The sequence below is a fragment of the Pelagibacterium sp. H642 genome, assembly GCF_031202855.1.
Taxonomy (GTDB): Bacteria; Pseudomonadota; Alphaproteobacteria; order Rhizobiales; family Devosiaceae; genus Pelagibacterium.
Genome location: NZ_CP101829.1, coordinates 3081889 through 3102709 on the forward strand (window position 1 = coordinate 3081889; position 20821 = coordinate 3102709).

The 20821-nt window shown below is 60.8% G+C and carries 34 protein-coding genes; 30 read left to right on the forward strand and 4 right to left on the reverse strand.

The genetic code is table 11. From position 1 onward, the window contains the following. The first annotated feature begins 92 nt into the window (after window positions 1–92). The 8 genes from NO934_RS15290 (at window position 93) to NO934_RS15325 (ending at window position 5636) form a co-directional block, all read left to right on the forward strand. Window positions 93–911, forward strand: a complete 819-nt coding sequence (locus tag NO934_RS15290) for a phage minor head protein (RefSeq protein WP_309160829.1) — start codon at window positions 93–95, stop codon at window positions 909–911. Window positions 912–913: 2 nt separating this feature from the next. Beyond that, window positions 914–1108, forward strand: a complete 195-nt coding sequence (locus NO934_RS15295) for a hypothetical protein (RefSeq protein WP_309160830.1) — start codon at window positions 914–916, stop codon at window positions 1106–1108. 4 nt (window positions 1109–1112) lie between these two features. Next, window positions 1113–1523 carry an HK97-gp10 family putative phage morphogenesis protein gene (locus NO934_RS15300; protein ID WP_309160831.1) on the forward strand — a complete coding sequence of 137 codons (411 nt, stop codon included), beginning with the start codon at window positions 1113–1115 and terminating at the stop codon, window positions 1521–1523. Next, the gene (locus NO934_RS15305; RefSeq protein ID WP_309160832.1) at window positions 1523–2485 is read left to right on the forward strand and encodes a hypothetical protein; all 963 of its coding nucleotides are present in this window, start codon (window positions 1523–1525) and stop codon (window positions 2483–2485) included. Before NO934_RS15300 ends, NO934_RS15305 begins: the two co-directional genes overlap by 1 nt. A gap of 10 nt (window positions 2486–2495) precedes the next feature. Next, entirely contained in the window at window positions 2496–3614 is a 1119-nt protein-coding gene (locus NO934_RS15310; protein ID WP_309160833.1) for a DUF2213 domain-containing protein, read from the forward strand. A 78-nt stretch (window positions 3615–3692) separates the two neighbouring features. Continuing rightward, window positions 3693–4163, forward strand: coding sequence for a capsid cement protein (locus tag NO934_RS15315; RefSeq protein ID WP_309160834.1), 471 nt, complete (start codon window positions 3693–3695; stop codon window positions 4161–4163). Between the two features lie 68 nt (window positions 4164–4231). Then, entirely contained in the window at window positions 4232–5245 is a 1014-nt protein-coding gene (locus NO934_RS15320) for a DUF2184 domain-containing protein (protein ID WP_309160835.1), read from the forward strand. Window positions 5246–5309: 64 nt separating this feature from the next. After that, complete coding sequence (locus NO934_RS15325) at window positions 5310–5636, forward strand: hypothetical protein (protein WP_309160836.1); 327 nt, start codon at window positions 5310–5312, stop codon at window positions 5634–5636. A gap of 6 nt (window positions 5637–5642) precedes the next feature. Here NO934_RS15325 and NO934_RS15330 read toward each other — a convergent pair whose 3' ends face one another. Continuing rightward, window positions 5643–5927: a hypothetical protein gene (locus NO934_RS15330; RefSeq protein ID WP_309160837.1), complete on the reverse strand. Its 285-nt coding sequence runs from the start codon at window positions 5925–5927 to the stop codon at window positions 5643–5645. A gap of 51 nt (window positions 5928–5978) precedes the next feature. Here NO934_RS15330 and NO934_RS15335 point away from each other — a divergent pair, with 51 nt between their 5' ends. The 9 genes from NO934_RS15335 (at window position 5979) to NO934_RS15375 (ending at window position 9597) form a co-directional block, all read left to right on the forward strand. Continuing rightward, window positions 5979–6464, forward strand: a complete 486-nt coding sequence (locus tag NO934_RS15335; protein WP_309160838.1) for a DUF4054 domain-containing protein — start codon at window positions 5979–5981, stop codon at window positions 6462–6464. Next, entirely contained in the window at window positions 6464–6670 is a 207-nt protein-coding gene (locus tag NO934_RS15340) for a hypothetical protein (protein ID WP_309160839.1), read from the forward strand. The genes NO934_RS15335 and NO934_RS15340 overlap by 1 nt, the downstream gene beginning before the upstream one ends. Next, window positions 6670–7044 carry a hypothetical protein gene (locus NO934_RS15345; RefSeq protein ID WP_309160840.1) on the forward strand — a complete coding sequence of 125 codons (375 nt, stop codon included), beginning with the start codon at window positions 6670–6672 and terminating at the stop codon, window positions 7042–7044. Before NO934_RS15340 ends, NO934_RS15345 begins: the two co-directional genes overlap by 1 nt. A 2-nt stretch (window positions 7045–7046) precedes the next feature. Then, on the forward strand, window positions 7047–7283 hold the full coding sequence (locus tag NO934_RS15350; protein WP_309160841.1) for a hypothetical protein: 237 nt from the start codon (window positions 7047–7049) through the stop codon (window positions 7281–7283). Further along, window positions 7273–7698 (forward strand): DUF3168 domain-containing protein, encoded by a 426-nt coding sequence (locus NO934_RS15355; protein WP_309160842.1) that lies wholly within the window; start codon window positions 7273–7275, stop codon window positions 7696–7698. Before NO934_RS15350 ends, NO934_RS15355 begins: the two co-directional genes overlap by 11 nt. 79 nt (window positions 7699–7777) lie before the next feature. Beyond that, window positions 7778–8527, forward strand: a complete 750-nt coding sequence (locus NO934_RS15360) for a hypothetical protein (RefSeq protein WP_309160843.1) — start codon at window positions 7778–7780, stop codon at window positions 8525–8527. Next, window positions 8527–8949, forward strand: coding sequence for a gene transfer agent family protein (locus NO934_RS15365; RefSeq protein WP_309160844.1), 423 nt, complete (start codon window positions 8527–8529; stop codon window positions 8947–8949). The genes NO934_RS15360 and NO934_RS15365 overlap by 1 nt, the downstream gene beginning before the upstream one ends. A gap of 32 nt (window positions 8950–8981) precedes the next feature. Then, entirely contained in the window at window positions 8982–9131 is a 150-nt protein-coding gene (locus NO934_RS15370) for a hypothetical protein (RefSeq protein ID WP_309160845.1), read from the forward strand. A gap of 7 nt (window positions 9132–9138) precedes the next feature. Further along, window positions 9139–9597, forward strand: a complete 459-nt coding sequence (locus NO934_RS15375) for a DUF2513 domain-containing protein (protein WP_309163738.1) — start codon at window positions 9139–9141, stop codon at window positions 9595–9597. A 102-nt stretch (window positions 9598–9699) separates the two neighbouring features. Here the strand turns inward: NO934_RS15375 and NO934_RS15380 are convergent, their stop codons facing one another. Continuing rightward, on the reverse strand, window positions 9700–9969 hold the full coding sequence (locus NO934_RS15380; protein WP_309160846.1) for a hypothetical protein: 270 nt from the start codon (window positions 9967–9969) through the stop codon (window positions 9700–9702). 34 nt (window positions 9970–10003) lie between these two features. Beyond that, a complete protein-coding gene (locus NO934_RS15385; RefSeq protein ID WP_309160847.1) occupies window positions 10004–10375 on the reverse strand; it encodes a hypothetical protein in 372 nt (123 codons plus the stop codon). Window positions 10376–10386: 11 nt separating this feature from the next. Here NO934_RS15385 and NO934_RS15390 point away from each other — a divergent pair, with 11 nt between their 5' ends. Then, window positions 10387–12294: a phage tail length tape measure family protein gene (locus tag NO934_RS15390; protein WP_309160848.1), complete on the forward strand. Its 1908-nt coding sequence runs from the start codon at window positions 10387–10389 to the stop codon at window positions 12292–12294. Window positions 12295–12339: 45 nt separating this feature from the next. After that, window positions 12340–12558 carry a hypothetical protein gene (locus NO934_RS15395; RefSeq protein WP_309160849.1) on the forward strand — a complete coding sequence of 73 codons (219 nt, stop codon included), beginning with the start codon at window positions 12340–12342 and terminating at the stop codon, window positions 12556–12558. Here NO934_RS15395 and NO934_RS15400 read toward each other — a convergent pair. Then, window positions 12542–13045: a hypothetical protein gene (locus tag NO934_RS15400; RefSeq protein ID WP_309160850.1), complete on the reverse strand. Its 504-nt coding sequence runs from the start codon at window positions 13043–13045 to the stop codon at window positions 12542–12544. The genes NO934_RS15395 and NO934_RS15400 overlap by 17 nt on opposite strands. 73 nt (window positions 13046–13118) lie before the next feature. Between NO934_RS15400 and NO934_RS15405 the strand changes: the two genes are divergently transcribed. The 11 genes from NO934_RS15405 to NO934_RS15455 are packed head-to-tail and all read left to right on the forward strand — an operon-like array spanning window position 13119 to window position 20812. Then, window positions 13119–13727, forward strand: a complete 609-nt coding sequence (locus tag NO934_RS15405; RefSeq protein ID WP_309160851.1) for a hypothetical protein — start codon at window positions 13119–13121, stop codon at window positions 13725–13727. A 2-nt stretch (window positions 13728–13729) separates the two neighbouring features. Continuing rightward, window positions 13730–14410, forward strand: a complete 681-nt coding sequence (locus NO934_RS15410; RefSeq protein WP_309160852.1) for a hypothetical protein — start codon at window positions 13730–13732, stop codon at window positions 14408–14410. Then, on the forward strand, window positions 14397–14846 hold the full coding sequence (locus NO934_RS15415; protein WP_309160853.1) for a GNAT family N-acetyltransferase: 450 nt from the start codon (window positions 14397–14399) through the stop codon (window positions 14844–14846). The genes NO934_RS15410 and NO934_RS15415 overlap by 14 nt, the downstream gene beginning before the upstream one ends. A gap of 15 nt (window positions 14847–14861) precedes the next feature. Further along, a complete protein-coding gene (locus tag NO934_RS15420) occupies window positions 14862–17549 on the forward strand; it encodes a phage tail protein (protein ID WP_309160854.1) in 2688 nt (895 codons plus the stop codon). Next, a complete protein-coding gene (locus tag NO934_RS15425) occupies window positions 17549–17899 on the forward strand; it encodes a hypothetical protein (RefSeq protein ID WP_309160855.1) in 351 nt (116 codons plus the stop codon). Before NO934_RS15420 ends, NO934_RS15425 begins: the two co-directional genes overlap by 1 nt. Next, a complete protein-coding gene (locus NO934_RS15430) occupies window positions 17896–18351 on the forward strand; it encodes a hypothetical protein (protein WP_309160856.1) in 456 nt (151 codons plus the stop codon). Before NO934_RS15425 ends, NO934_RS15430 begins: the two co-directional genes overlap by 4 nt. Before the next feature lie 3 nt (window positions 18352–18354). Beyond that, window positions 18355–18828: a hypothetical protein gene (locus NO934_RS15435; RefSeq protein WP_309160857.1), complete on the forward strand. Its 474-nt coding sequence runs from the start codon at window positions 18355–18357 to the stop codon at window positions 18826–18828. 6 nt (window positions 18829–18834) lie between these two features. After that, a complete protein-coding gene (locus NO934_RS15440; protein ID WP_309160858.1) occupies window positions 18835–19032 on the forward strand; it encodes a hypothetical protein in 198 nt (65 codons plus the stop codon). Between the two features lie 25 nt (window positions 19033–19057). After that, window positions 19058–20170 carry a hypothetical protein gene (locus NO934_RS15445; protein WP_309160859.1) on the forward strand — a complete coding sequence of 371 codons (1113 nt, stop codon included), beginning with the start codon at window positions 19058–19060 and terminating at the stop codon, window positions 20168–20170. Beyond that, window positions 20170–20508, forward strand: a complete 339-nt coding sequence (locus NO934_RS15450) for a hypothetical protein (RefSeq protein WP_309160860.1) — start codon at window positions 20170–20172, stop codon at window positions 20506–20508. The genes NO934_RS15445 and NO934_RS15450 overlap by 1 nt, the downstream gene beginning before the upstream one ends. Further along, window positions 20495–20812: a hypothetical protein gene (locus tag NO934_RS15455; protein ID WP_309160861.1), complete on the forward strand. Its 318-nt coding sequence runs from the start codon at window positions 20495–20497 to the stop codon at window positions 20810–20812. Before NO934_RS15450 ends, NO934_RS15455 begins: the two co-directional genes overlap by 14 nt. Window positions 20813–20821: the final 9 nt, after the last annotated feature.

Genomic DNA, 20821 nt, shown 5'->3' on the forward strand with positions numbered 1-20821 from the left:
ACCCACGGAGCCGTCGCCTGTTCCCTATCGTCGACCGGACTGTAGCGCATGCAATTCATCGATGATGTAACTGTGGCGAGCGGACACTGAAGATGCGCATTGACCTAGCCTCACAGGCCAAGGCCGCAGGGGTAAAGCGCAAGCGCATCGAAATGCGCGAGATAGTGCCCACCAAGGCCCAGACGGACGACCTGGCGCGCATCTACATGCGCACGGTCCGGGTATGGGCTACCGGGGCGCGGGAACGCATCCTGCCGGCCTATAGGCGTTCGCTCGAGCAGCAACGTGCCTCCGATGGCATAACCCTTGATCGTGCCGGCGACGTTGAGGTCGAGATATCCGCAGTCGAGAACGAGGCGGTCAGAACCTCGTTCACCTTCCGCGGCCTCTTTCAGGTGTGGATGGAGACGCTCCAGCTCTGGCACATGCGCAAGGTCGTGAGTGACCTTCGCTATGCGACCAATGTCGATCTCTCGACCCAACTGCATGCCGGCGACGTTCAGGAGACGCTTGAGGACATACTGGCCCGCAACGTGGCGCTTGTTCGTGACGTATCGGACCAGGCCAGGGGACGTATCTCAGACATCGTATTCCGTGGCCTGCAGAACCGCACTCCGGCACGGGAAGTGGCCAAGGAGATCAGCGAGGCGATCGGCATGTCCCGGCGTCGGGTGCTCAATATCGCGAGCGACCAGACACAGAAGCTATCGGCCTCCCTCGATAGGGACAGACAGTTGCAGCTCGGAATGACCAGTTTCGAGTGGCGCCATAGTGGCAAGCGGCATTACCGGCCCGAGCATCTGGCACGGGACGGCAAGGTGTTCGCATGGAGCAGTGAAGTGGGGAGGAGCGATCCTCCCGGTTATGCGCCGTTCTGCGGATGCAAGGCAAAGGGTGTATTGGAGATTTAACGGTGGCCAAGATCGACGTGGTGTTGAGCGCGAAAGTGGCGTGGTGGGTCAGGCCCTATTTGGCGGCCATCGCCTTGCTTGCACGCATTTGCAGTCCCTTCGTCTGCATCGATGATGACCGGATCGACGGATTCGCCGAGAGGCATGGCAATTTCATTGCTAAGCACGGCATCCGTTTCGTCGCATCCCAGAAATAGGCCAATGGCCAAGATCACCGGCGTCTCCAAGCACTCCGCGCGCCTCAAGAGCATGCGGGAAGTGGCCCAACGGGTCACGGCTTCGCTCTATGCGGCCGGGCAGGACATCGAGATCGACGCCGAACACTCGATCACACAGGGCTCTATCAGCGGGAGGGGGCACATTCCCTCACTTCCCGGCCAGCCACCTAGTGCTGACACACACACGCTGGATCGCATGATCGAGACGACCATCGAGGCGCAGAATCCGCCGACGGTGCATGTGACCAGCAACGCGCCCTACAGCGCCGCGCTCGAATACGGCACCAGCAGAATGGCCGAAAGACCCTTCATGCGGCCAGCTACGGAAAAGAACCGCAAGAAGGTTGGCAGAGATGTCGCCCAGGCCGTCCGCGTGACGATTAGGAGAGGATAATGGCAGACAGCTTTCTCGATACCGCTGGCGGCCTACAGCAGGTCCCTACGGTCGACGTGGTTGAGCAGCCCGAGCAGCCGTATCTGACCTCGGCTGGCAGCATGCAGTCCGCCCTCGCCATTACGGTCGGTTCGGGCGGAGAGATCATCGAGGACGGAGACCCGATCGAGGTAAAGCCCTCGAACGGCACGACTGCCTCATATCAGGGGACTTTCGACGACGGTGCAGTGACGCTGCCCGCGAATGTCGCCATGACGGCGGACGCGGACGCGGTCGGCATCTGGAACGCCAGCGATGACAGCCGCGGCGACGGGTCCGCTTTCGTGAACGAGGGGTTCCTGACGGCTGTCCGCCTCCCGGCGCAGAACGACGTGGTCGGCAACGGCGCCAGCGTCATCATCTCCAGGGCCGACAACACAGGGTTGCTGGCATCGGGAACGGCAAATGTGCCGGCCGACACGAACACGTTCCAGAATGTCGCGCTCCCCCATGACTATGCGGTCATCCAGGATGGTGGGACCATCAATATGCTCGACTACGGCTCTGGCGGAGGCCAGGTCGCGGGCACAGCACGGGTTAGCGCCAACGATGGGAGCGTTCAGCTCTCCAACTCGACCACCAAGATTGCCATCAATGCGGCTCCTGCGCAGGTCACGGGCGGCGGCAAGACGGTCGGCGTGACCCTTGCGGTTGATCAGGGCAATTGGCAACCGTTTCCACTGGTCACTGCCACTGATGCGATTGCTCAGGACGGCGATGCGGTCACGGTCAACGCCCAGGATGGAACGGTGCAGGGCACGATGTCCGTCGCGGCGAACGCTGTCTCGGGCGTCACGCTTCCCGATACGGCCGCTCTGGCCACCGATGGCATGACGCTGCAGATCCCCGTTACCGGAACCTACACGGACAGTGTGACCCTGACGGTTGCCGGTGGTGTCATCACGGCGATCGAGCTGAGCTGAGGAAGCTTTCATGAAGTTCACAGACACGATCACGCTGGACGGCATCCGCCGGACCGGCGACGGCTACCTCGTGGCCGACGCTCGAGTGGCCCGTACCGGCATCCAGCTCTATGCGGGCTATGAGGTCGACCCCAACAACGAGCATGGCCTCCGCGATAAGGCGACGGTGCGCGTCTATCGCCCCGAGGAGGAGGTGTTCCACAAGGACGCCCTCCATTCCTACGCCCATCGCCCCGTCACCCTCGATCATCCCAACGAGGCCGTCACGGCCGACAACTGGAAGCAGTACGCCATCGGCCAGACTGGTGGCGATGTTGCGCGAGACGGTGAGTTCGTCCGCGTACCCCTGGTTCTCATGGACAAGGACGCCATCAGCGCGGTCGAGAACGGCAAGCGCGAGCTTTCCATGGGCTACGCCACCCAGCTTCGTTTCGAGGACGGTGTGACGCCCGACGGCGAGCCCTACGACGTCGTGCAAACGGCGCTCCGCATGAACCACCTCGCGGTTGTCACCGCCGCGAGAGGTGGTTCCCACCTCAAGATCGGTGACAAAGACACGAAAGGAACACGGTCCATGACCGATAAACTCCGCACTGTGCTGGTCGACGGCCTGTCGGTCGAGACCACCGACCAGGGCGCCCAGGCCATCGAGAAACTCCAGAAGGACAAGGATTCGCTCCAGTCCAAGCTCACCGATGCCGAAAAGGCCCATGCTGACGCGATCAAGGCCAAGGATGCCGACATTGCCAAGAAGGACGCCGAGATTGACGACCTCAAGTGCAAGGTGCTCGACGGCGCCGCTCTCGACGCCAAGGTTGCGGCTCGTGCCGACCTGATCACCAAGGCCAAGGCAATCGCCCCCGACATCCAGACCGATGGCAAGAGCGATGCCGAGATCCGCAAGGCCGCCGTAGTGGCCAAGCTCGGTGATGCTTCGATCGCTGACAAGTCCGAAGCCTATATCGATGCTCGCTTCGATATCCTGGCCGAAGACGCTAATGACGGCGATCATCTGCGCGATGCCCTGACGCACCTCAAGCCTGCCGGTAACGTCAACGACGCGGCCAAGGTCGAGAGGGACGCGCATCAGAAGTATCTCTCGCGCTTCGATCGCAAGAAGTCGGCGTAAGCGCCGGCGCTCCACACCCTCACACATATCCCACATCATGCCGCCCTCTGAGGCGGCTTTTTCATAGGAGAAGATGGAATGCCTCCTCTTCAGACTTCCATTCCCACCTCCATGGCAGCGGGGGCCGTCGGCCGTCGTCAGAACATGGAAGAGTGGAACGGCCTCACTGGCCTCGCCGAGGACGTGACGACCAATCCGATCGGCTTCGCTCAGCCCGTCATGCGCGGCACTGCTGGCGAACAGGTCAAGAAATACGACGGCTCGGGCGTCTTCCGCGGCATCACCGAGGCCGATGTCACTCTTGGTGCCGATACCTATCCCGAGGGCTACAACGTCCCGGTGATGGAAATCGGTGTCATCTGGGCTCTTGCGGGCGGCGCCTGCACGGCTGGCGGTCCCGTCTATTGGGCTGCGGCCACTGGCAAGTATTCGGACACCAACACCGACACGCTGATCCCGAACGCCGAGTTCGACAGCGCGGCCGCTGCCGACGGTGACCTGGTGCTGATCCGTCTCCGTCGCATCCCTGCGGCTCCCGCGGCCGCCTAAGCCCAACACCCCAACCCATCGACCGCCGCGAAGCGGCCCAGTCGCCTCCAACCAAGGATCATCCTCAAATGGAACCTTTCAACATTTTTGACGCTGACCCGGCGCTGGTCTTCGGCTTCGCGCGTCAGCAGAGCCATGTGCTCAATGCCCGGATCTACGAAATCGAATATCCGGAAATGGACTATGCCGCCCTCGTGCCGGTCAACACCGACTATCCCGAATGGGCGTCGGGCGTTGATACGCTCATCGGCGACATTGTGGGTAAGGCCGAATGGCAGTCCGGCTATGCCAAGGACATCCCCCTGGCCGATACCAAGCTCGCCATGGTGTCGACCAGCTTCGACATGTACGCCGTCGGCTATCAGTGGAACGTCGAAGAACTCGGCAAGGCCGCGTTCCAGGGCTTCCCGCTGACCAACCGCCGCGCCGAGGCCGCACGTCGCGCCTCGGAAGAGTTCCTCTGGAACAACACCCTTCTCGGCTCGACCGCCAAGGGTTGGACCGGCCTGCTCAACAGCACCTACATTACCCCGCAGGCCGTACCCGATGATGGCACCGGCAACACCACGGCGTGGGTGGACAATGCAGGCGTGGGGCAGAAAACTCCGGAGCAGATCGTCCGTGACGTGAACTACATGATCATGGGCCCGCTCGCGACGCCGAACACACCCCTGACGTCTACCCTCGCAGACACCGTTCTCCTGCCGCCCTTGGCGTATCGCTATATCGCGACCACGCCCTACGGCGTCACCAGCCCGAACATGTCGATCCTCCAGTACATCATGGCCAACAACGTCTATACGTTGCGCACCGGCCAGCCCCTCACCATCCGTGAGGTTGGTGAACTGGCGACCGCGGCGACCCAGGGCATTGCCGGCGGCGGCCGTGGCATTGGCTACCGCAACAGCCAGGAAGTGCTCGAGCTTCCCCTGCCGATGCCGTTCCGCTTCCTGCCCGTGTATCAGGACGGCCCGCTCAACTTCGTGGTTCCGGGTATCTCCCGTACCGGTCCGGTGGACATCAAGCGTCCGATGGCCATCCGCTACGCCGACGGCATCACGCCGGTCCCGGCCGCCGCATAAGAGCGGCCTTATCGATGGGCCTCGGCAATTGCGCCGGGGCCTTTTCCCTTGAGTGGAGCGACACATGCAGCGCATCAAAAATCTGACCAACAGTCCCTATGACATCATGAATGCCAAGGGCCAGAAGGTCCGGCTGCCGGCGCGCGGTGAGATCGAGGTGAACGTTCACCCGCTGCATCTGCCGCTTTACCGCACGCTGGGCTACTTCACGATCAGCGAGGGCGATGCAGCCCCGCAAAAGGCGAAAGCGAAGAAAAAGCCGCCGCAGCCGGTCGATCCCGTCGTTGCGGAACTGCGGAAGGAATATCAGGAACTCACGGGCAAGAAGCCCTTCAATGGCTGGAAGGCTGAGGAGCTGCAAAAGCGGATCGACGCTGCGTTGGCGGCTTAGAGGTTCCTACCCGCTACCGTCGGATTGGATCAGCACGTCTACGAGCCCTGTCAGCTCTTGATGCGTTAGGACCCGATCATCTGGTGAATCGTGGACGACAAGCGTGTGTAGGCGTCTGCCGCCGTCGTCAATAACCGCCTGAAGCGCCTCCCGTAACCCGGGAAAGACGGACTGCGAGGGGTTCTGCGCCCCGTTTTGGATTTCGATAAACCGAACAGTAGTCGTGGTCTCGCGATACTTCTCCAGCATCTCTTCGACCGAAGTACCTTGCTGCGGCACGTCGCCCTCCATACGGCTGTTTCCCTTTCCTGCGCAGCTTACTAAAATTTTACGACAGGGCATATGGCAATGGCTTCTTACGATCCGGTCACACCCGCCGAGTTCAAGGCGGCCAAACCGCAGTTTGCGTCCGTGCCGGACGAGACGGTGCAGATGTATCTCGATATGGCCGGCCTCTGGGTCGACAAGTCTTGGCCCGAGCGCCTCTATCGCCCCGGGGTGATCGCAGCGACGTGCCACCTGATGACGCTTGAAGGCCTTGGCAGCGATGCCGAGAGCCAGGGGCAGGCGTCCGGGGCCGCGCAGTACCAGAGCATCAAATCGGGCGAATTGACCCTCACGCGCTACCAGAAGGCCGCTGGAGACATGTCGTTTGCCGATTGGCTCGGGCAGACCAAGTGCGGCGAGTTTTTCTTGCAGCTTCTCAGCATGGCCAAGGCTGGCCCTCGGGTTGCTATGGGCGGCGTTCGGGGCGGTTGCCCATCTCCATACGCAAAGGATTGGCCGGGGCCCGCATATGGCTGGCCCGGTGTGTTTGGGGGCTTGTGATGAGCGTGATGAGCGAACCGAAATCGAGCGCGGCTCATGTCGAAATTCGCATGACCGACAAAGGCAAGCTGCAGGCCTTCTGGAAGGGGGAAAGGCTCCCCTGTGTTGAGATCAGCGTTAGCGCTACTGGCACCGATAGGGCTGCCGTCGTCCTCCGTCTTGCAGGACCTCAAGTAAAGCTGGCCACCGAATCGGGCGATGAGTAATGGCAGGATTGCTGGACACAAACGCCCTCAAGGACATCACGGGGGCAGCATTCGCGCCCGTGCTCGGCACCGGACAGCTTATCCGCATCGACATGGTGCGCCAGCCCGGCGGGGTGATTATCCCGACCGAGCAACCGCCCGTAGCCATCTCTGTGCAGGTGGATCGATGCGATGAGGCAATGCGCCAGTCACCGGGCTACACCGAGCAGGACGTCAAGCTCATCATCCTGCAGTCTGGAGTGACGGGCAGGGAGCCCAACAGCGATGACGTTGTGGTCGCTCGTGGCGAGCGCTGGAAATGCAAGAGCGTTCGCAGCGATCCCGCGCAGAGCCATTGGACGATCCACGCCACCAGAGACGCAACGGAGGAATGAGCATGGCTCGCAAGGCGATAACCTCTGAAAAGTCTTCCCGCTGGTTCCGCGTCACTGGCCCGCGCTTTGACTGGATCGTCAAGCCGACGGTCATGGTCTCGTTTCCCCATGGGGCGATCGGCTACAAGCCCCAGGCTTGCATCGACGCCGGTCTTGCCGCTGGAGTGATTGAGGTCATCGAGAGGCCGAAGGGCTATTCACTCGATAAAGCCGGAAACGTGGTGCGCGATGGCAACTGATCTTTCCCGCCCCCTCAAGGCCGCGATTATCGATCATCTCGCATCGAGCCCGGTCGTCACGGCACTGGTTCCTATGAGCCGCATCTACGCGATGACCCCGCCGGCCACGCCTCGGTGGCCATTCATTCGCTACGGAAGCCCCATCACGAGCGGCTATGACGCTACGTGCTGGGACGGAAGCGCCACGCGCGTCACGCTCCATGCCTTCGCGGAGACGACAACGACCTATGCCGGTGAAGATCGGGCCTTGGACATTGCCGCGGCGATCGTTGAGGCGATGAAGGAGTTCGGGCCCGACAATCTCGGCATAGTCGAGAACCAGTACGTGCAGACCACCTGCATCAAGGACGATGACGAGGCCGACAAATGGCACTCAATCGTCGAGTTCAACCTGACGGTCGTCGAGCCCGTCTAGCCATCCACTGAAACTGTAACCCAGCCATGACGCCGCGCCGACGAGGTGACGGCGCGTTTTGACATGGAAAGGAAAAACCATGGCACGTCAGCGCGACTATTCGGTCCCGTTCGGCTCTCAGCAGATCCTGATCGGGCCCGCCTATACCCATGGCGAGGAATTGCCTCCCGTGGGCGCAATCTTTGCCTCACCCTGCGGCATCACAGGCCTGACCCGTACGGTGACCTCCAACACCAATGACGTGGCTCTCCCCCCGTGTGACAGCCCCGACGACGTGATCTGGCTCGGCATCGACATCGTGTCGAAGCGCATGCAGTCCACGTTCTCCGGCACCCTGGCGGATAACGCCCTCCCGGTGTGGGACGAATGGAGCTTCAGCGAGGGTCTGCGCTGGGTACGCTGGTATCGCAACTTGGGCGCTCCGAACGCCGGCTATTGGGAAGGCCCTGCCGCTCTCACCGAGTATGCTGAGGAGAGCTCCGACCGCGGCCGCTATACCAACTCCGGCACCATCATCTGGGACGGTAAGCCCGAGTGGGTGTCTATTCCGCCCGCCCCGAGCGTTACCACGAGCGTTTCGATTCCGACCACGGCCCCGGTCGTTGGCACGCCCTTTACGGCCACTGCCGGCACCTATACTGGTTCGCCCGACCTCACCTATCAGTGGTTCGCGGACGATATCGCGATCGATGGGGCTACGGACATCGCCTATACGCCGGTTGCCGCCGACGAGGGCAAGAACCTCAGCGTTGTGGAGACGGCGACCAACGCGTCTGGCTCCATCAATTCGAAGTCGGCACAGTCCGCCGCGGTTGAGGCTGCGCCCTGATGAGTAAGCCGAACCTCAAGGCAGAGTTTGTCAGCGAGTGGGCGGACGGGGAATTCCTGTTCGCCCTCAAGGCAGGACAGATCGAGGAACTGGAGAAGATCTGTGACGAGGGTATCGGCAAGATCGCATTCCGGTGCTTCTCGGGGACGGACTTCACCTACAAGCACGTTCGCGAGACGATCCGCCTCGCTCTGATCGGCGGCGGAATGCCCGCTGTCGAAGCGGAGCGGAAAGCCAAGACCTACATCGATGGCTGCCCGATCGATCACCAGGGCGACCCGTTCTCCAACCTCAAGACGGCCCGGAAGGTTCTCCAGGCGGTCTATTTCGGTTGGGAGGATTTGCCGCCATTGGGGGAAGCGGAGGCCGGGGAGACCCCGGCGACCGAACCAACTTCGGAGACTTCCGAGCAGCCTTCCTGACGAGGGGAGGCGATCCAAACGGCTGGCAATCGATGAGCCTCTATGAGCTTGAGCTGCTGATGCGGACCATGGCGGCCTCGGACAAGCCGGCGCGCAAAGAAGTCAGTGACGAGGAATGGGAACGTGCTCAGGAAATGCTGGCGGCGGTGACGGTCAATGATCCCAATGTGAGGATGCACTGAGGTGACCATGAACGATGCTTTAGACTGGACAAACCGGATTTCAGAGACCCATCCTGCCGCCTCCGTTGAATTTATGGGGGGCGACATGAAGCGAGATATGGACCTGGTGAGGGAAATCCTCTTTGCGATCGAAGCTAAAGAGGACCTTGTTCCTGAAACGGTGGAAATCGACGGCAGGGGCGACCTCCAAGTCGCCGAACATGTCGCGCTTCTATTCGAAGCTGGCTACATCAAGGGTCACAAGACCGAACATCCTGAAGAGGGCCATCCGCCGATTATCGACGTGATAAACTTGACGTGGGCAGGACACGAGTTCGCCGCGACCATTAGCCAGCCGGACATATGGGACCGGACGAAGGCCACGCTCGCCGCGTCCGGCCGATGGTCCCTGGCACTCATGGCTAAAACCGCTGAGGCTTACGCTCTAGAGAAGCTTCGGCAAGTTACGGGCATGGATATCAATTAGCGTCCACTTCCGCCGGCGGTAGTTCGAGATATCCGAGGCTGATTAGATGGTCGCGGAACAGATGCTTGCCGCGGTGACGGCTAATGATCCCGTCAGTGCCTCTTATTCAAAGAAGCTATCAGGAAGACAAGTTATCGATCCGTACCCTGTACGCTCGTTGTAGGTGCCCAGCGCTGTGGCAACCTCTTTGAGATCGCTTTTCCGCTGCTCGCACTCGTCCTTCTCTAGCCCGCTAGCCACGACATTCTCGTCGTTCCCGATCGCGTGGATGAGACGGTAAGTTTCAGCAAATGCTGGGGTGGTCATTGTCAGAATAACCGCAAAAACTGCGAATGCCCGCATGAAACTTGTTCCTTCCTGCTGGTTGGGCATATCGATGGTCGATGTAGGCACCTCAAGAAAATCGTTACTGGGACAGTTGGATGCCTTTCTCTGCGCACATCTCATAGACGACTTGGGCTCCAGCGGCGTCATCACCAATCATGGTGACAAAAAACATGCCGCGATTTTGGTCCCGCATAAGCAAGTTTCCGAGGTACGGCACCATGCCGGTGTAACCACCATAACCGTTCTTCGCATTTACGAAGCCGCAGACACTCGTGAGATCATCGCTGCCCTTCTCTGCCAGCATCGTGTCAAACCTGGCGCTATCCGGGTCTCTTAGCTCGTTCCGAACACCATCCTCAACGACAGACATTTCGGTTTCGCTCAGATCGTAGGCAGACGCGGTCCCTGCAGCGGCCAAGATAAACAATACAGCGCATTTCACATTTCTCATTGAGGTCCCCCATGGAAGCCGATCGCGTCACAGTAGTGCTCGAAGCGCAGACACGCCAGTACCTAGCGGATCTGAACAAGGCTGATGCCGATTTCAAGCGTGTGGCGGGAAACGTGGAGCGGGAAGCGCTTTCTATGGGCACGAGCGCCCAGGTGGGTGCCAATGCTGCCGCCAGTGCTTTCGCACGAGCTGGGAACGCGGCCAATTCCATGAATATTGCCAATGTCGCAGCTCAATTTCAGGACATTGGTGTTACCGCTGCAATGGGGATGAACCCCATGATCGTTGCCTTGCAGCAGGGGACGCAGCTTTCGGCAGTGCTCAATCAATCGGTTGCGGCGGGTGTGTCACCGGCGCGCATGCTGGGGCAGGCGTTTGCCCAAATCATCAACCCGATCTCGCTGGCCACTATCGCGACCGTGGCGCTAGGGACAGCAGCTCTACATTGGTTGGGAAACGTGCAGTCGGGGGCAAGAACCGCCAACGAAGCCATCCGTGCACATCGCGAGGCCCTATCAGGCATCGTTGAAGGGTACAGCTCCGCGGAAGAGGCGGTAGAACAGTATTTCGACGCGATTGATCGACTGCCTCAGGCGATAGCGACCGAACGTACCCGCGAGGAGTTCGCACAGCTCCAGCAGGTCGTTGATGATTTTCGCGCCCGCATCGATAACCTGACGGATTACCTACTTGATGCCGAATCCGGGACGGGCCAACTGGGGCGCGAAATCGGGGAAGTCGTCCGAAGGTTCCGGGACGGCGAGATATCTGCCGAGGACTTCTACCGCGAATTGCAAGCACTGGAATCGCGGCTCGGTGCGGTCGACGTGGCGCTTGGCAATATGGGCCTCGGCCTCGGCGCGATCATCAACGAGCTACAAGTCGGCACGGAAGCGACGTTGCGCTTCGGCAATGCCATCAACTCATTGATCGCGTCTTCTCACGCCCTTGCCGGCATTGCCACAAATGATGACCTCTCAAACATACTGCAACTCGATGCTTACATTGCTGAGCAAGAGAGGCTCAACGCACTAACAGCCGACCAGTTGGCATTGGAGCGGGAAATCGCCGCGATCATGTCTGAGGCGGGCAGTCTCGGCATGACAGAGGAGGAGGCCACCCGCATTGCGGAGGATCGCCTTGCTGCCGAAGAGCGGCGGGCCGAGATTGCGAAAGAAATGCGCCAGTTGGGCTCGGGGCTAAACCGAGAGGCGGAGAAGGCCGAGCGCGAGGCGCAAGCGGTTCGTGCGTTCATCGCCAGTCTAGAGCATGAGCGGTCATTGCTCGGCATGACGAACGAAGAACGGGCTGTTGCCAATGCGCTTCGTGCGGCCGGAGCCACTGCTACAGAAAGACAGCGGGAGACGATTGAAAGCCTTGTCCTCGCCATCGAAGGAGAACGAGCGGCCATCGCTCAGGCCGATGAGCAAATGCAGCAGCTGCGAGATTCTGCGCGATCTGCGATGGAAACCATCATTGATGGCTTTATCGAAGGGAAGGATGCAGGCGACATCTTCTCGGCTGTTCTGAGCGACATCGCAAGCCAGCTCATAAACATGGGCCTGAACAGCATCTTTGGGTCTGGGAACGACTTTGGTCTCTTCGGCCAGATGTTCAACATCCCTGGTCGTCAGTATGGCGGTGACGTTCGAAAGGGTCAGCCGTACATCGTGGGTGAGAAGCGCCCCGAGTTGTTCATACCTGACCAGAATGGAACGATCGTGCCGTCCGTCCCTACCTTGCCGTCCATCGGAGGCGGAGGGGCTACCTCAGTCACCTTCGCCCCAGTAATTGACGCCAGGGGCGCAGACGTGGCCGCAGTGGCACGGCTGGAGCAGGTCGTGGCACGGCAGCAGGCGGAGTTCGACGTGCGGGTGCAACGGATCGTCCGGTCACGCGGCAAGAAGTGGATCGATTGATGAGCAACACGAGAGAAGCTGCCAAGGGCGGCGCTGGAGGCCATGATGGATGATGTGATCGTTCGTATTGCCAAACGGGCTTCCGCCGAGATGGATGGTGGCGTGGTCGATGAGCCCTCCATCTGCATCAGCGCAGTGATGATTGAGGCCGGGCAGCGTGCAGCAGTTCAGTTGCCGTCATATCTCGACACATACAGCGAGGAACGAATTTATCGCATCTATCTGGAAATGGAGAGGGCGCGCCTCGCTACCAGAGAGGAGTGATCTGCTCTGGGAAAAATCGTCGTCTCAGCCATCCTGCCATTTCGCCTACTGCGCCTTCGAAACGGTCGCGACTGGACACCGCATCTGGATAGTCGATTGGGCGGATGCGTTTTAAGGCCAGAAGCATTTCGGTGTTGAGGGTAGCCTTTTTGAAGTTGCGTGTCAGATCGCGCATCTGATCTGTTTCAAAGTCCGACGCCTCCAGGTTGTGCGCGAAGTGGTTCCGAATTTTACGCACAAGATGAATGTCGTGCCGGCCTTCCGGCGACAGTAGCCGCGATAGGTACGCTACCTCTATTTTGCCGTGGAAGGTGGAAAGTGGTCCGCGCGATAGGGCGTCTTTGAAGGCTACTTCATCGTGCAGAAGATGTGTCCGAAGGGCGACTTCAAGGCAGCTCTCAACATAAGACCCGCCGATGATGGCGCAGGCACGATCCGAACTCGCGTCCATTTCCTTCTGCACGTCTTCTCGTGTGGCCCAAATCATGCCCCCCTCCCTTTGCTGGCGGCATCAAACCATCCGAACCCGGCAGAGTCACCGGGAACAAAAATGGATTCTCATGGCCCTCACCGAACCTTTGACGATCCTCAATGACTTCCCCGGCTGGAGCACCTCGTTCGAGCTTATGGCGCGGCAGGAGCAATCCCGCCATGCCTCCGGCCGGACACGCACTAAGGACTTCGGTTCTCCGATCTGGCGCGGGACCTGGGTGTCGCGTTCAATGCGGCCCAATGAGCTTGACCGTTGGCGGGCCATCCTCACCCACGCCATGGTGAGCCAGAAGACGTTCCTTGGCTGGCCCTCAAGCCGGTGCCGGCCTATCGCGCATCCGGGTAGCGGTTCGCTGCCCGTTGGGGAACTGCTCGACATCGGTGCGGACAACATGTCGGTGCAGGTCGACGGCCTCACCGGCATTACGCTTTCTGTGGGCGACATGATCCAGATCGGTGATGATCTGTATCGTGTGCTGGAGCCCGCCAGTGGCCCGCTGACAGGCTTGTTCGCCGTAGAGCCCCACCTGTGGCCGGACGTAGCCGTTGGGGCCACTGTACGGATCAACAAGCCGTCCTGCCTCATGGTCATCGATCCAGGGTCGCTCTCGGCTTCCGCTGATCCATCGACGGGGCGCGGCTCGGTGTCATTCAGCGCGATCGAGGCGCGGGGATAAGCATGAAATCCATTTCACCTACGAACCAGGCCGCTCTAGCGGCCCGGCGCCTGCTGCCGCGCGACTTCCTGACCATCACGGCGCGCAACCGCTCAACCGGTCAACCTGAGACGGTGGGCTTCTGGTCGGACCTTTCGAACGTCTCCGCCCTGGTAATTGACCCCGACACCCAACTGCCGGTGATGCGCACCTTTTACGGGGCAGGGGCGCTGATCCAGATCAGCGATATTCCGGCCGTGGCGGGCATCAGCATCCAGCGCGTTACGATCCAGATGAGCCAGCTTGACGAGCAGGTTGAGGCGGCCGTGCGGCTCTATGACGTGAAACAGGCACCGGTACAGATCCATACCGGCCTGCTCGATCCTGGCAGCCGAAAGCTTGTCGATCCGGCGGAGACGCTGTTCGTCGGTTTCATCGACGAGGTGGTCATCACCACGCCGGCCGAGGGCGGCGATGGTGGGGTTACCATCACCTGCACAAGCCACACCCAGGAGCTGACCCGGTCCAACCCTGAGACCCGGTCGCATGAGGATCAACAGGTCCGCGCGCCAGGCGATGATTTCTTCATCGACGCGGCGGTATGCGGCGATTGGGATCATTATTGGGGGGCGACCAAGGGCAAAAGTCAGCCCGAGAGGCGCAAAGGTCTGTTCGGATGGGGAGGCGTCCTTGGCTTCCTCTGACGTTCGCTTTGCCATACCCGAAGACCGCTATCGCGTCATCTCCATGTGCCGCGATGCTCACGCCGCCGGCAAGCTGCCTTGGCAATTCAGCGCACCGCACGCTGATGCGCTGTTCCGACAATCGCTGCAAATGCCAGATCGGGCATGCATTGTGTTTGCGCCTGAAAGAACTGCGCAGGGCTTCTTGCTCGCCTATGTGTCGCCGTCACCCATGGCCAACATCGCATTCGCACGGGACTTCGGCTGGTGGATTGACCCCGGCCACCGTGGGCGCGCCGCAGGCGAGATGCTCGAAGCGTTCGAACTCTGGGCCGAACAGCGCAATGCCACCTTTGCGGGCATGGCCGCGATGGAAGCCAATCCTCGCGCAGGCCGCATTTATGAGCGCCGCGGCTACGTGAAGACCGAGACGCACTACTACAAGCGCCTTACCTGACTAGGAACTCCCCATATGCCTGTCTTCACCTCCATCGGTGCCGCAATCTTCGGTGCCGGTACGTTCCTTGCTGGCGTAACCGCCGCCGGTCTACAGATCGCCGCCGGCGTTGCTGTGAGCCTGATCGGCAAGGCCATGCAGGGCGAACCGCAGGCGCCCCGCTTTGGCGTTCAGGGGCAGGTCCAGACCGGTGATGACGTGCCGCGCTCCATCCTGTTCGGGTGGAGCTGCACGGCCGGTTCCAAGGTGTATCAGAACGAGTGGGGCTCGGGCGGCACAATGTCTACCCGTGTCCTGGCTCTCACCGACTACCCCATCCGCGAACTGCGCCAGGTGATTGTTGACGGTTCGCCGGTGACGCTCCTAACCGGTCAGGCGCACCCGCAATATGGATGGCCAGTGCAGGAATACCGCAAGGGCGGCAAGGACCATCTCTGGATCAAGTTCTACGACGGCACCCAGACTGCGGCCGACCCTTTCCTGGTCAACACGGTTTCTTCTGCCGAGCGGCCCTACAGCAGCTCGCGGGTTGGCCGTGGCATCCCGTATGTCATCGCCACGAGCCGGGCACCTGAGCGAAGCGACGATGAAGAAAAGCCGCTGTTCCAAGGTTTTCCTCAGTTCAAGTTCGCGACCTATGGCGCTCGCCTCTATGACCCCAGCCGCGACAGTTCGGTAGGCGGCAGCGGCACCCAGCGCTGGGACAACCCCGCGACCTGGGGCGGCGATGGCGACTTCCTTCCGCCTGTGCAGATCTACAACCTTCTGCGCGGCATTCGCTTCAATGGTCAGTGGCTCTACGGTCTGCAGAACGTCAACGCGGCCCGAGTGCCGGTGGCGAACTGGATCGCGGCCATTGATCGGGCTCGTGCGGCCATCACCACGCCAGACGGCAATGAGCCGACGTTCCGCGCCGGTGGCGAAGTGCAGGTCGGCGCTCCGGTGCATCTGGCCATCGAGGCGTTCGTCACGGCCTGCAACGGTCGGATCGCGGAGACTGGCGGCACCTATAAGTTGCACGTCGGGGAGCCCGGCGCACCCGTAATGGCCTTTGATGATGGAGACATCATCTCGACCGAAGAGCAGACGTTCACGCCGTTTTATTCGCTGGCTGACACTGTCAATGGCGTCTCGGCCGGCTACCCCAACCCGGCGGAGGGTTGGAACACCAAGACGGCGCCGAAGCTTCTGCGCCCCGATCTGGAGACGCTGGACGGCAATCGTCGTCTTCTCGCGAGCCTGACTTTCGACATGGTGCCCTACACCTGGCAGGTGCAGCGGCTCATGGAGTGGGCTCTTGCCGAGGCTCTGCGGGCACGTCGGCACACCTTCGTTCTGGGGCCGGAATTCCGCGTGCTGGAGCCCGGCGACGTGGTGCGCTGGACCAGCGATCGCAACCACTACGTCGACAAGCTCTTCCGCGTTGATGGCCTCGTCTACAAGTCGAACCTCGACGTAATTGTCGACCTGACCGAAGTCGATCCTTCCGACTATGACCCGGACATCACCTATCGCCCGGTCTATGACGGCCCACTCCAGTTGGTCGGCCCGCAACCGATGCCGATGCAGGGTTGGCAGGTGCTTCCGGCTGTCATTCGTGACCAGCAGGGGAACCAGCGCCGTCCCTCGATCGAAGTCCGCTATGCCAGCGGGCTGAGCGACGTTTCGCGGGTTCGTGTGCGCGTGAGGGTAGCGGGCGAAACCGGCATCATCTTCGATGGTGAGGTGCCGTATGCTGACCCTTGGGCCGTGGTTCTCGCGGGACAGTTCTCGCCGGCTACTGACTACGAGGTGCAGGGCATCTTTGTCCGCGAGAGCGGATCGCTCGCCGAATGGTCGGCATGGCTGGCAGTGACGACGCCGGACATCAAACTCGGCCCACTGGACATCGACATTGACCAGATCGCGGACGAGGTCGGGCAGGCTGTTGGCGAACGGTTCGACTGGACGGTCCACAACACCCGCGAGACGATCGAGAGATTGCGCGAGGCTTTCCTCGAGGACGGTGTTGGAAGCGCCAACGCCTATCTCGACAGGCAGCGCGTCCGCATGGAACTCACGGCCGTCGCGGGGCAGATCAGGGCAGACTATACGCTCGATATCCTTGCCGCAGTTGGCCCGAACAGCGCAATTGTTGCCCGGATCGAAGAGCTGCGGGCAGAAGTATTTGACCCCAATACGGGCCTGCCGGCGACGGCGGCCGCGGTCAATGTTCTTTCGTCCGAGGTCGACGAAATCAATGGCGAGATAACCGCCATCAACAATTCGATCCTGCAGCTCGACAGCACGGTTGGCGACATTTCAGCCAACGGATTGTTGCGGGTCTACACCGAGGCGGCACCGTCCGGCGCTTTGGCGCGTATTGCGCTCAGCGTGTCGGCAACTGCAGGCGGCGCGGCATCCACGGCAGCGATGTTTCTCGATGCCATCAGCGGCGGCGCATCGCAGGTGATCATGGTGGCGGATCGCATCGCCTTCGTGACCTCGCCAAACGGCACCAAGCGGGGCCTGCTCGTTGTCGATGGCGACAACGTCTACATCGACAACGCGCGGATCAGGAACCTGACGGCAAGCAACATCAATGTCGCGAACCTGTTTGCCCAGAACGCCGACATCACCGGAACCCTGCACGTGGGGACGGGGAATATCGGTGTGTTCATCCAGGGACCGAATAATCGCCTTTTGATCGTGGACAATACCTGATGGCGAACCGGATCACGTCCGAGCGCAACGGGCAGGTGGGGTTCTGGGTCTCCAAGCCGGGGAAGAACGTGCTCACGGCGGGCCCGGATGACCTCCTGTTCGATGCGACATCGAAGATGGTGCAGGTGGTGGCGTCGGGAACCCTCACCAATGTTTCTCACGATAGCCCGCGGACCGTGACGGGCCCAAGTCTCGGGTATAGGCCCTTCGTTTGGGCCTATTCCAACCATCCAACCGCATTCCCACGAATGGAATATCTTTCCAATACTCAGTACCGGTTCCGCTCCGCGAGCGGGTTCGACAGCATCAATATCTTCTATCTCGTTCTCAACGTCCCCTGGCAGCCATGACCAACCGAGTGATCACCGGGGAGCTTCCGGGTGGGGGGCAGGGCATTCGCATCTCCCGCCCCGGCCAAAATGCGGCTGACGCGAACCTGGATGGCAAGCATGTTGCGTTCGACAGCCGATGGATCGGATCGGCCCGCGTGCTGAGAATGGGGACCGTCGACATTTCCGCCGGAAACGCTGCCACCGTCATGTTTGGCGTCACACTCGATCGTGCGCCGGCGCTGATCGTTATGAAATACGGGCTCACTGGCTCAATCAACTATTGGGAGCCGATCGGCGGTTCGACCAGCACAACCAGGGACTTTACGGACCCATCCGCAAGCCAGGTGAATAACGCGCTTTCGCCCTCCAATGCCACGCCGGAGGCTGATGTCCGCAACGACCGGGTGATCTTCAGGAACACCAACGCCAATGGCACGATCCGCGTCTGCTATATCCTTCTGAGGGTTTGAGGCATGGCAAACCGACTGACAACCCAGAAGGGTGGCCAACACGGCTTATGGATATCGCCGCCAGGCCAGGACGTCTTCACAACCGCAAACCCCGATCTGCTGTTCACGTCAGACTGGGCGGTCCTTGGGGTCACCGACGAAGGTATCCACACGGTCAATTGGAACACGAGCGGAAGTTCGGGCTCCTATGACCAGAGCGTCTATTTCGCGCGACCGTTCACATCGGCGCCGGCAACACAGATGGCCCTGGTGGTCGATGGCGCCACGCGGGCGATGGCTTCGGGTGGAACCATCTTTATCAGGCGGAACGCGCGCCATCAGATCGGTGGCTCGTACGGCTCCGTCGCCTTCTATGAGCTGCGCACGATTGTCTATGCCAACCGCATCCGCTTCCTGGGCGAATGGAGCCGCAACTTGAGCAGTTACAGAATTCCCGACCTCACCATCGCCTGGAAGGCCTTCTCCTACAATTTCTGAGGCACTATGTCCCAAACCATCTCGCCGCTTTCCGCGGCCGCCCACTATCTTGCCGGCATGCAGATGTGGGAGGCGCGGGCCAAGAGCCTGCAGGCCCTCGTCGATGCGCAGGACGCAGAGATCACCCGATTGCGGGAGCAGTTGGCGGTCTATGAGCCGCCGGAACCTGACACCGAACAGCAAGCCCAACCCGCCGCCGAATAGGCGGCTTTTTATTGCCGGAGACACCATGGTTGATCTGACCACCTCCCACTATTCCACGGGTACCGCTTCGGTCGCTGACGGCGGCACGGTTGTCACAGGGCACGGGACCGCTTGGTCCGGCGCGGTGCGCCCGGGCGATTTGTTCGGGACGCATGTGGGCCTGCCAATCCGCATTCTGTCGGTGGATAGCAACACGAGCCTTACACTGGCGCATGAGTGGCCAGGCGCTACCCAGACGGCATCCGCCTACGAGATCCAGCGCACGCCCTATGACGTGGGCTACCGCAAGGCCATCGAGGACTTGGTGACCGGCATTGCCGAGGGCAACTTGCCGATGTTCGCGGCCTTAGTCGCCGCGGCAAACAAGCTGCCGTATTTCGATAGCTCGGCCTCAATGGCGGTAACTGATCTGTCCGCCTTCGCCCGAACCCTGCTTGACGATGCGAGCGCGGCCTCTGCGCGAAATACGCTCGATGTTGCTCAAAAGCAGGAGAATACGGCCGACGCTACCGTTGGGAGGGGATTGATCGTCGGCGCATTCGGTTTGGGAGGCGACGGTGAAACAATTCCCGACAATGACTACAACAAAGCCGTTCGAACCGGCTTTTATCGCGGACCAGGGGCCGGCGCTGTCAACGGCCCTCCGCGAACGGCAATTTATGGGACTCTGATTGTCGCAAAGCGGAGCTCATCCATTACTCAGATAGCGATGATCGGCGTCGCAGGCAGTGCAATACCCAACATTTTTGCCTTTAGAGGGTCAAATGATAACGGCGCAAGTTGGAGTCCCTGGGCGGACCTAGTTCCTGAATATGGTTCCAACGCCAACGGATCGTATGTTCGTTTTCCTGACGGTACGCAAATTTGCTTCGTCCGGTTCACGCCCGCTGCGCTCGTTTGGACACAGTCATCCGCTGGCAATTACTACTCGGAGAGTTATGTCCTGAATTGGCCGGCGACGTTCGCATCTTCTCCCCTGATAAGCACGGGTTCGGAGGATTACCGAGCGAGGAACTGTGACGCCCTCATAGGTGGGTACGGATTGGACTATTGCAGCGTCTATTTCACGTCGCAGAACAACAGTACGGCCGGCTCCAATCCGTCAGCACATTTGATTGCGATAGGAAGGTGGTTCTAATGCGCATCACTTTTTCTCCCGATCGGCCGGCCGTAGGTCGTCCGCAAACCCTCGAGGTCCACAAGCAAGGTGATGTGCTGACGATCAACGGCGAGGTATTCGACTTCTCCGACCTCCCTGAGGGGGCAACTCTGCCCAGGAGTGCAGTTCGATGCTCGTCGTTAGCTAGAGATGTTGAACGGATCGAAGGCCGCGTCCACCTGACGTTGTTCCTGCCGCATGGCCCGTATCCATCTGATACGGTCGCTTTCCCGCAGGCATTGGAAAGCCCGCCCGATGGGGTGCTGACGATCCCGCACGATCCTTGGGCCGAGGAGGTTGACTATGGACAAGATTGATTGGTCGCAGCTCGTAACTCGCGAGCAACGCGAGGCCGAAGCCGCCGCTGCCGCGCGTCGAGCAGAGTTCCCCAACCTTGAGCCGGACCAGTTCTGGGGCGTGCTGCGGGCAACCGATTATGAGCAGCCTCTGCTAGACTGGATCGCGGCGATCGAGGATCCAGTGCAGCGGGCCTTCGTGTCTGCCAAGCTCGAGTTCGCCAAATACTTCGAGCGCGATCATCCGCTGATCGAAGATGCGCGCGTGGCGCTCGGCATCCCCAAGGCCGAGTTGGACGATCTCTGGAAGTTTGGGGCGAGCTGATTATCCGTT

What these genes read in the sequence shown, in the direction of transcription:
- NO934_RS15455 (WP_309160861.1), top strand. Translation starts at nt 20,495, where the DNA reads ATGGACAAGATTGATTGGTCGCAGCTCGTAACTCGCGAGCAACGCGAG.
- NO934_RS15400 (WP_309160850.1), bottom strand. Translation starts at nt 13,045, where the DNA reads ATGATTTGGGCCACACGAGAAGACGTGCAGAAGGAAATGGACGCGAGT.
- NO934_RS15300 (WP_309160831.1), top strand. Translation starts at nt 1,113, where the DNA reads ATGGCCAAGATCACCGGCGTCTCCAAGCACTCCGCGCGCCTCAAGAGC.
- NO934_RS15330 (WP_309160837.1), bottom strand. Translation starts at nt 5,927, where the DNA reads ATGGAGGGCGACGTGCCGCAGCAAGGTACTTCGGTCGAAGAGATGCTG.
- NO934_RS15345 (WP_309160840.1), top strand. Translation starts at nt 6,670, where the DNA reads ATGGCAGGATTGCTGGACACAAACGCCCTCAAGGACATCACGGGGGCA.
- NO934_RS15425 (WP_309160855.1), top strand. Translation starts at nt 17,549, where the DNA reads ATGGCGAACCGGATCACGTCCGAGCGCAACGGGCAGGTGGGGTTCTGG.
- NO934_RS15380 (WP_309160846.1), bottom strand. Translation starts at nt 9,969, where the DNA reads ATGCCCAACCAGCAGGAAGGAACAAGTTTCATGCGGGCATTCGCAGTT.
- NO934_RS15410 (WP_309160852.1), top strand. Translation starts at nt 13,730, where the DNA reads ATGAAATCCATTTCACCTACGAACCAGGCCGCTCTAGCGGCCCGGCGC.
- NO934_RS15305 (WP_309160832.1), top strand. Translation starts at nt 1,523, where the DNA reads ATGGCAGACAGCTTTCTCGATACCGCTGGCGGCCTACAGCAGGTCCCT.
- NO934_RS15365 (WP_309160844.1), top strand. Translation starts at nt 8,527, where the DNA reads ATGAGTAAGCCGAACCTCAAGGCAGAGTTTGTCAGCGAGTGGGCGGAC.
- NO934_RS15315 (WP_309160834.1), top strand. Translation starts at nt 3,693, where the DNA reads ATGCCTCCTCTTCAGACTTCCATTCCCACCTCCATGGCAGCGGGGGCC.
- NO934_RS15405 (WP_309160851.1), top strand. Translation starts at nt 13,119, where the DNA reads ATGGCCCTCACCGAACCTTTGACGATCCTCAATGACTTCCCCGGCTGG.
- NO934_RS15445 (WP_309160859.1), top strand. Translation starts at nt 19,058, where the DNA reads ATGGTTGATCTGACCACCTCCCACTATTCCACGGGTACCGCTTCGGTC.
- NO934_RS15420 (WP_309160854.1), top strand. Translation starts at nt 14,862, where the DNA reads ATGCCTGTCTTCACCTCCATCGGTGCCGCAATCTTCGGTGCCGGTACG.
- NO934_RS15395 (WP_309160849.1), top strand. Translation starts at nt 12,340, where the DNA reads ATGGATGATGTGATCGTTCGTATTGCCAAACGGGCTTCCGCCGAGATG.
- NO934_RS15340 (WP_309160839.1), top strand. Translation starts at nt 6,464, where the DNA reads ATGAGCGTGATGAGCGAACCGAAATCGAGCGCGGCTCATGTCGAAATT.
- NO934_RS15355 (WP_309160842.1), top strand. Translation starts at nt 7,273, where the DNA reads ATGGCAACTGATCTTTCCCGCCCCCTCAAGGCCGCGATTATCGATCAT.
- NO934_RS15310 (WP_309160833.1), top strand. Translation starts at nt 2,496, where the DNA reads ATGAAGTTCACAGACACGATCACGCTGGACGGCATCCGCCGGACCGGC.
- NO934_RS15435 (WP_309160857.1), top strand. Translation starts at nt 18,355, where the DNA reads ATGGCAAACCGACTGACAACCCAGAAGGGTGGCCAACACGGCTTATGG.
- NO934_RS15430 (WP_309160856.1), top strand. Translation starts at nt 17,896, where the DNA reads ATGACCAACCGAGTGATCACCGGGGAGCTTCCGGGTGGGGGGCAGGGC.
- NO934_RS15325 (WP_309160836.1), top strand. Translation starts at nt 5,310, where the DNA reads ATGCAGCGCATCAAAAATCTGACCAACAGTCCCTATGACATCATGAAT.
- NO934_RS15390 (WP_309160848.1), top strand. Translation starts at nt 10,387, where the DNA reads ATGGAAGCCGATCGCGTCACAGTAGTGCTCGAAGCGCAGACACGCCAG.
- NO934_RS15350 (WP_309160841.1), top strand. Translation starts at nt 7,047, where the DNA reads ATGGCTCGCAAGGCGATAACCTCTGAAAAGTCTTCCCGCTGGTTCCGC.
- NO934_RS15290 (WP_309160829.1), top strand. Translation starts at nt 93, where the DNA reads ATGCGCATTGACCTAGCCTCACAGGCCAAGGCCGCAGGGGTAAAGCGC.
- NO934_RS15385 (WP_309160847.1), bottom strand. Translation starts at nt 10,375, where the DNA reads ATGAGAAATGTGAAATGCGCTGTATTGTTTATCTTGGCCGCTGCAGGG.
- NO934_RS15360 (WP_309160843.1), top strand. Translation starts at nt 7,778, where the DNA reads ATGGCACGTCAGCGCGACTATTCGGTCCCGTTCGGCTCTCAGCAGATC.
- NO934_RS15440 (WP_309160858.1), top strand. Translation starts at nt 18,835, where the DNA reads ATGTCCCAAACCATCTCGCCGCTTTCCGCGGCCGCCCACTATCTTGCC.
- NO934_RS15375 (WP_309163738.1), top strand. Translation starts at nt 9,139, where the DNA reads ATGAACGATGCTTTAGACTGGACAAACCGGATTTCAGAGACCCATCCT.
- NO934_RS15335 (WP_309160838.1), top strand. Translation starts at nt 5,979, where the DNA reads ATGGCAATGGCTTCTTACGATCCGGTCACACCCGCCGAGTTCAAGGCG.
- NO934_RS15320 (WP_309160835.1), top strand. Translation starts at nt 4,232, where the DNA reads ATGGAACCTTTCAACATTTTTGACGCTGACCCGGCGCTGGTCTTCGGC.
- NO934_RS15370 (WP_309160845.1), top strand. Translation starts at nt 8,982, where the DNA reads ATGAGCCTCTATGAGCTTGAGCTGCTGATGCGGACCATGGCGGCCTCG.
- NO934_RS15450 (WP_309160860.1), top strand. Translation starts at nt 20,170, where the DNA reads ATGCGCATCACTTTTTCTCCCGATCGGCCGGCCGTAGGTCGTCCGCAA.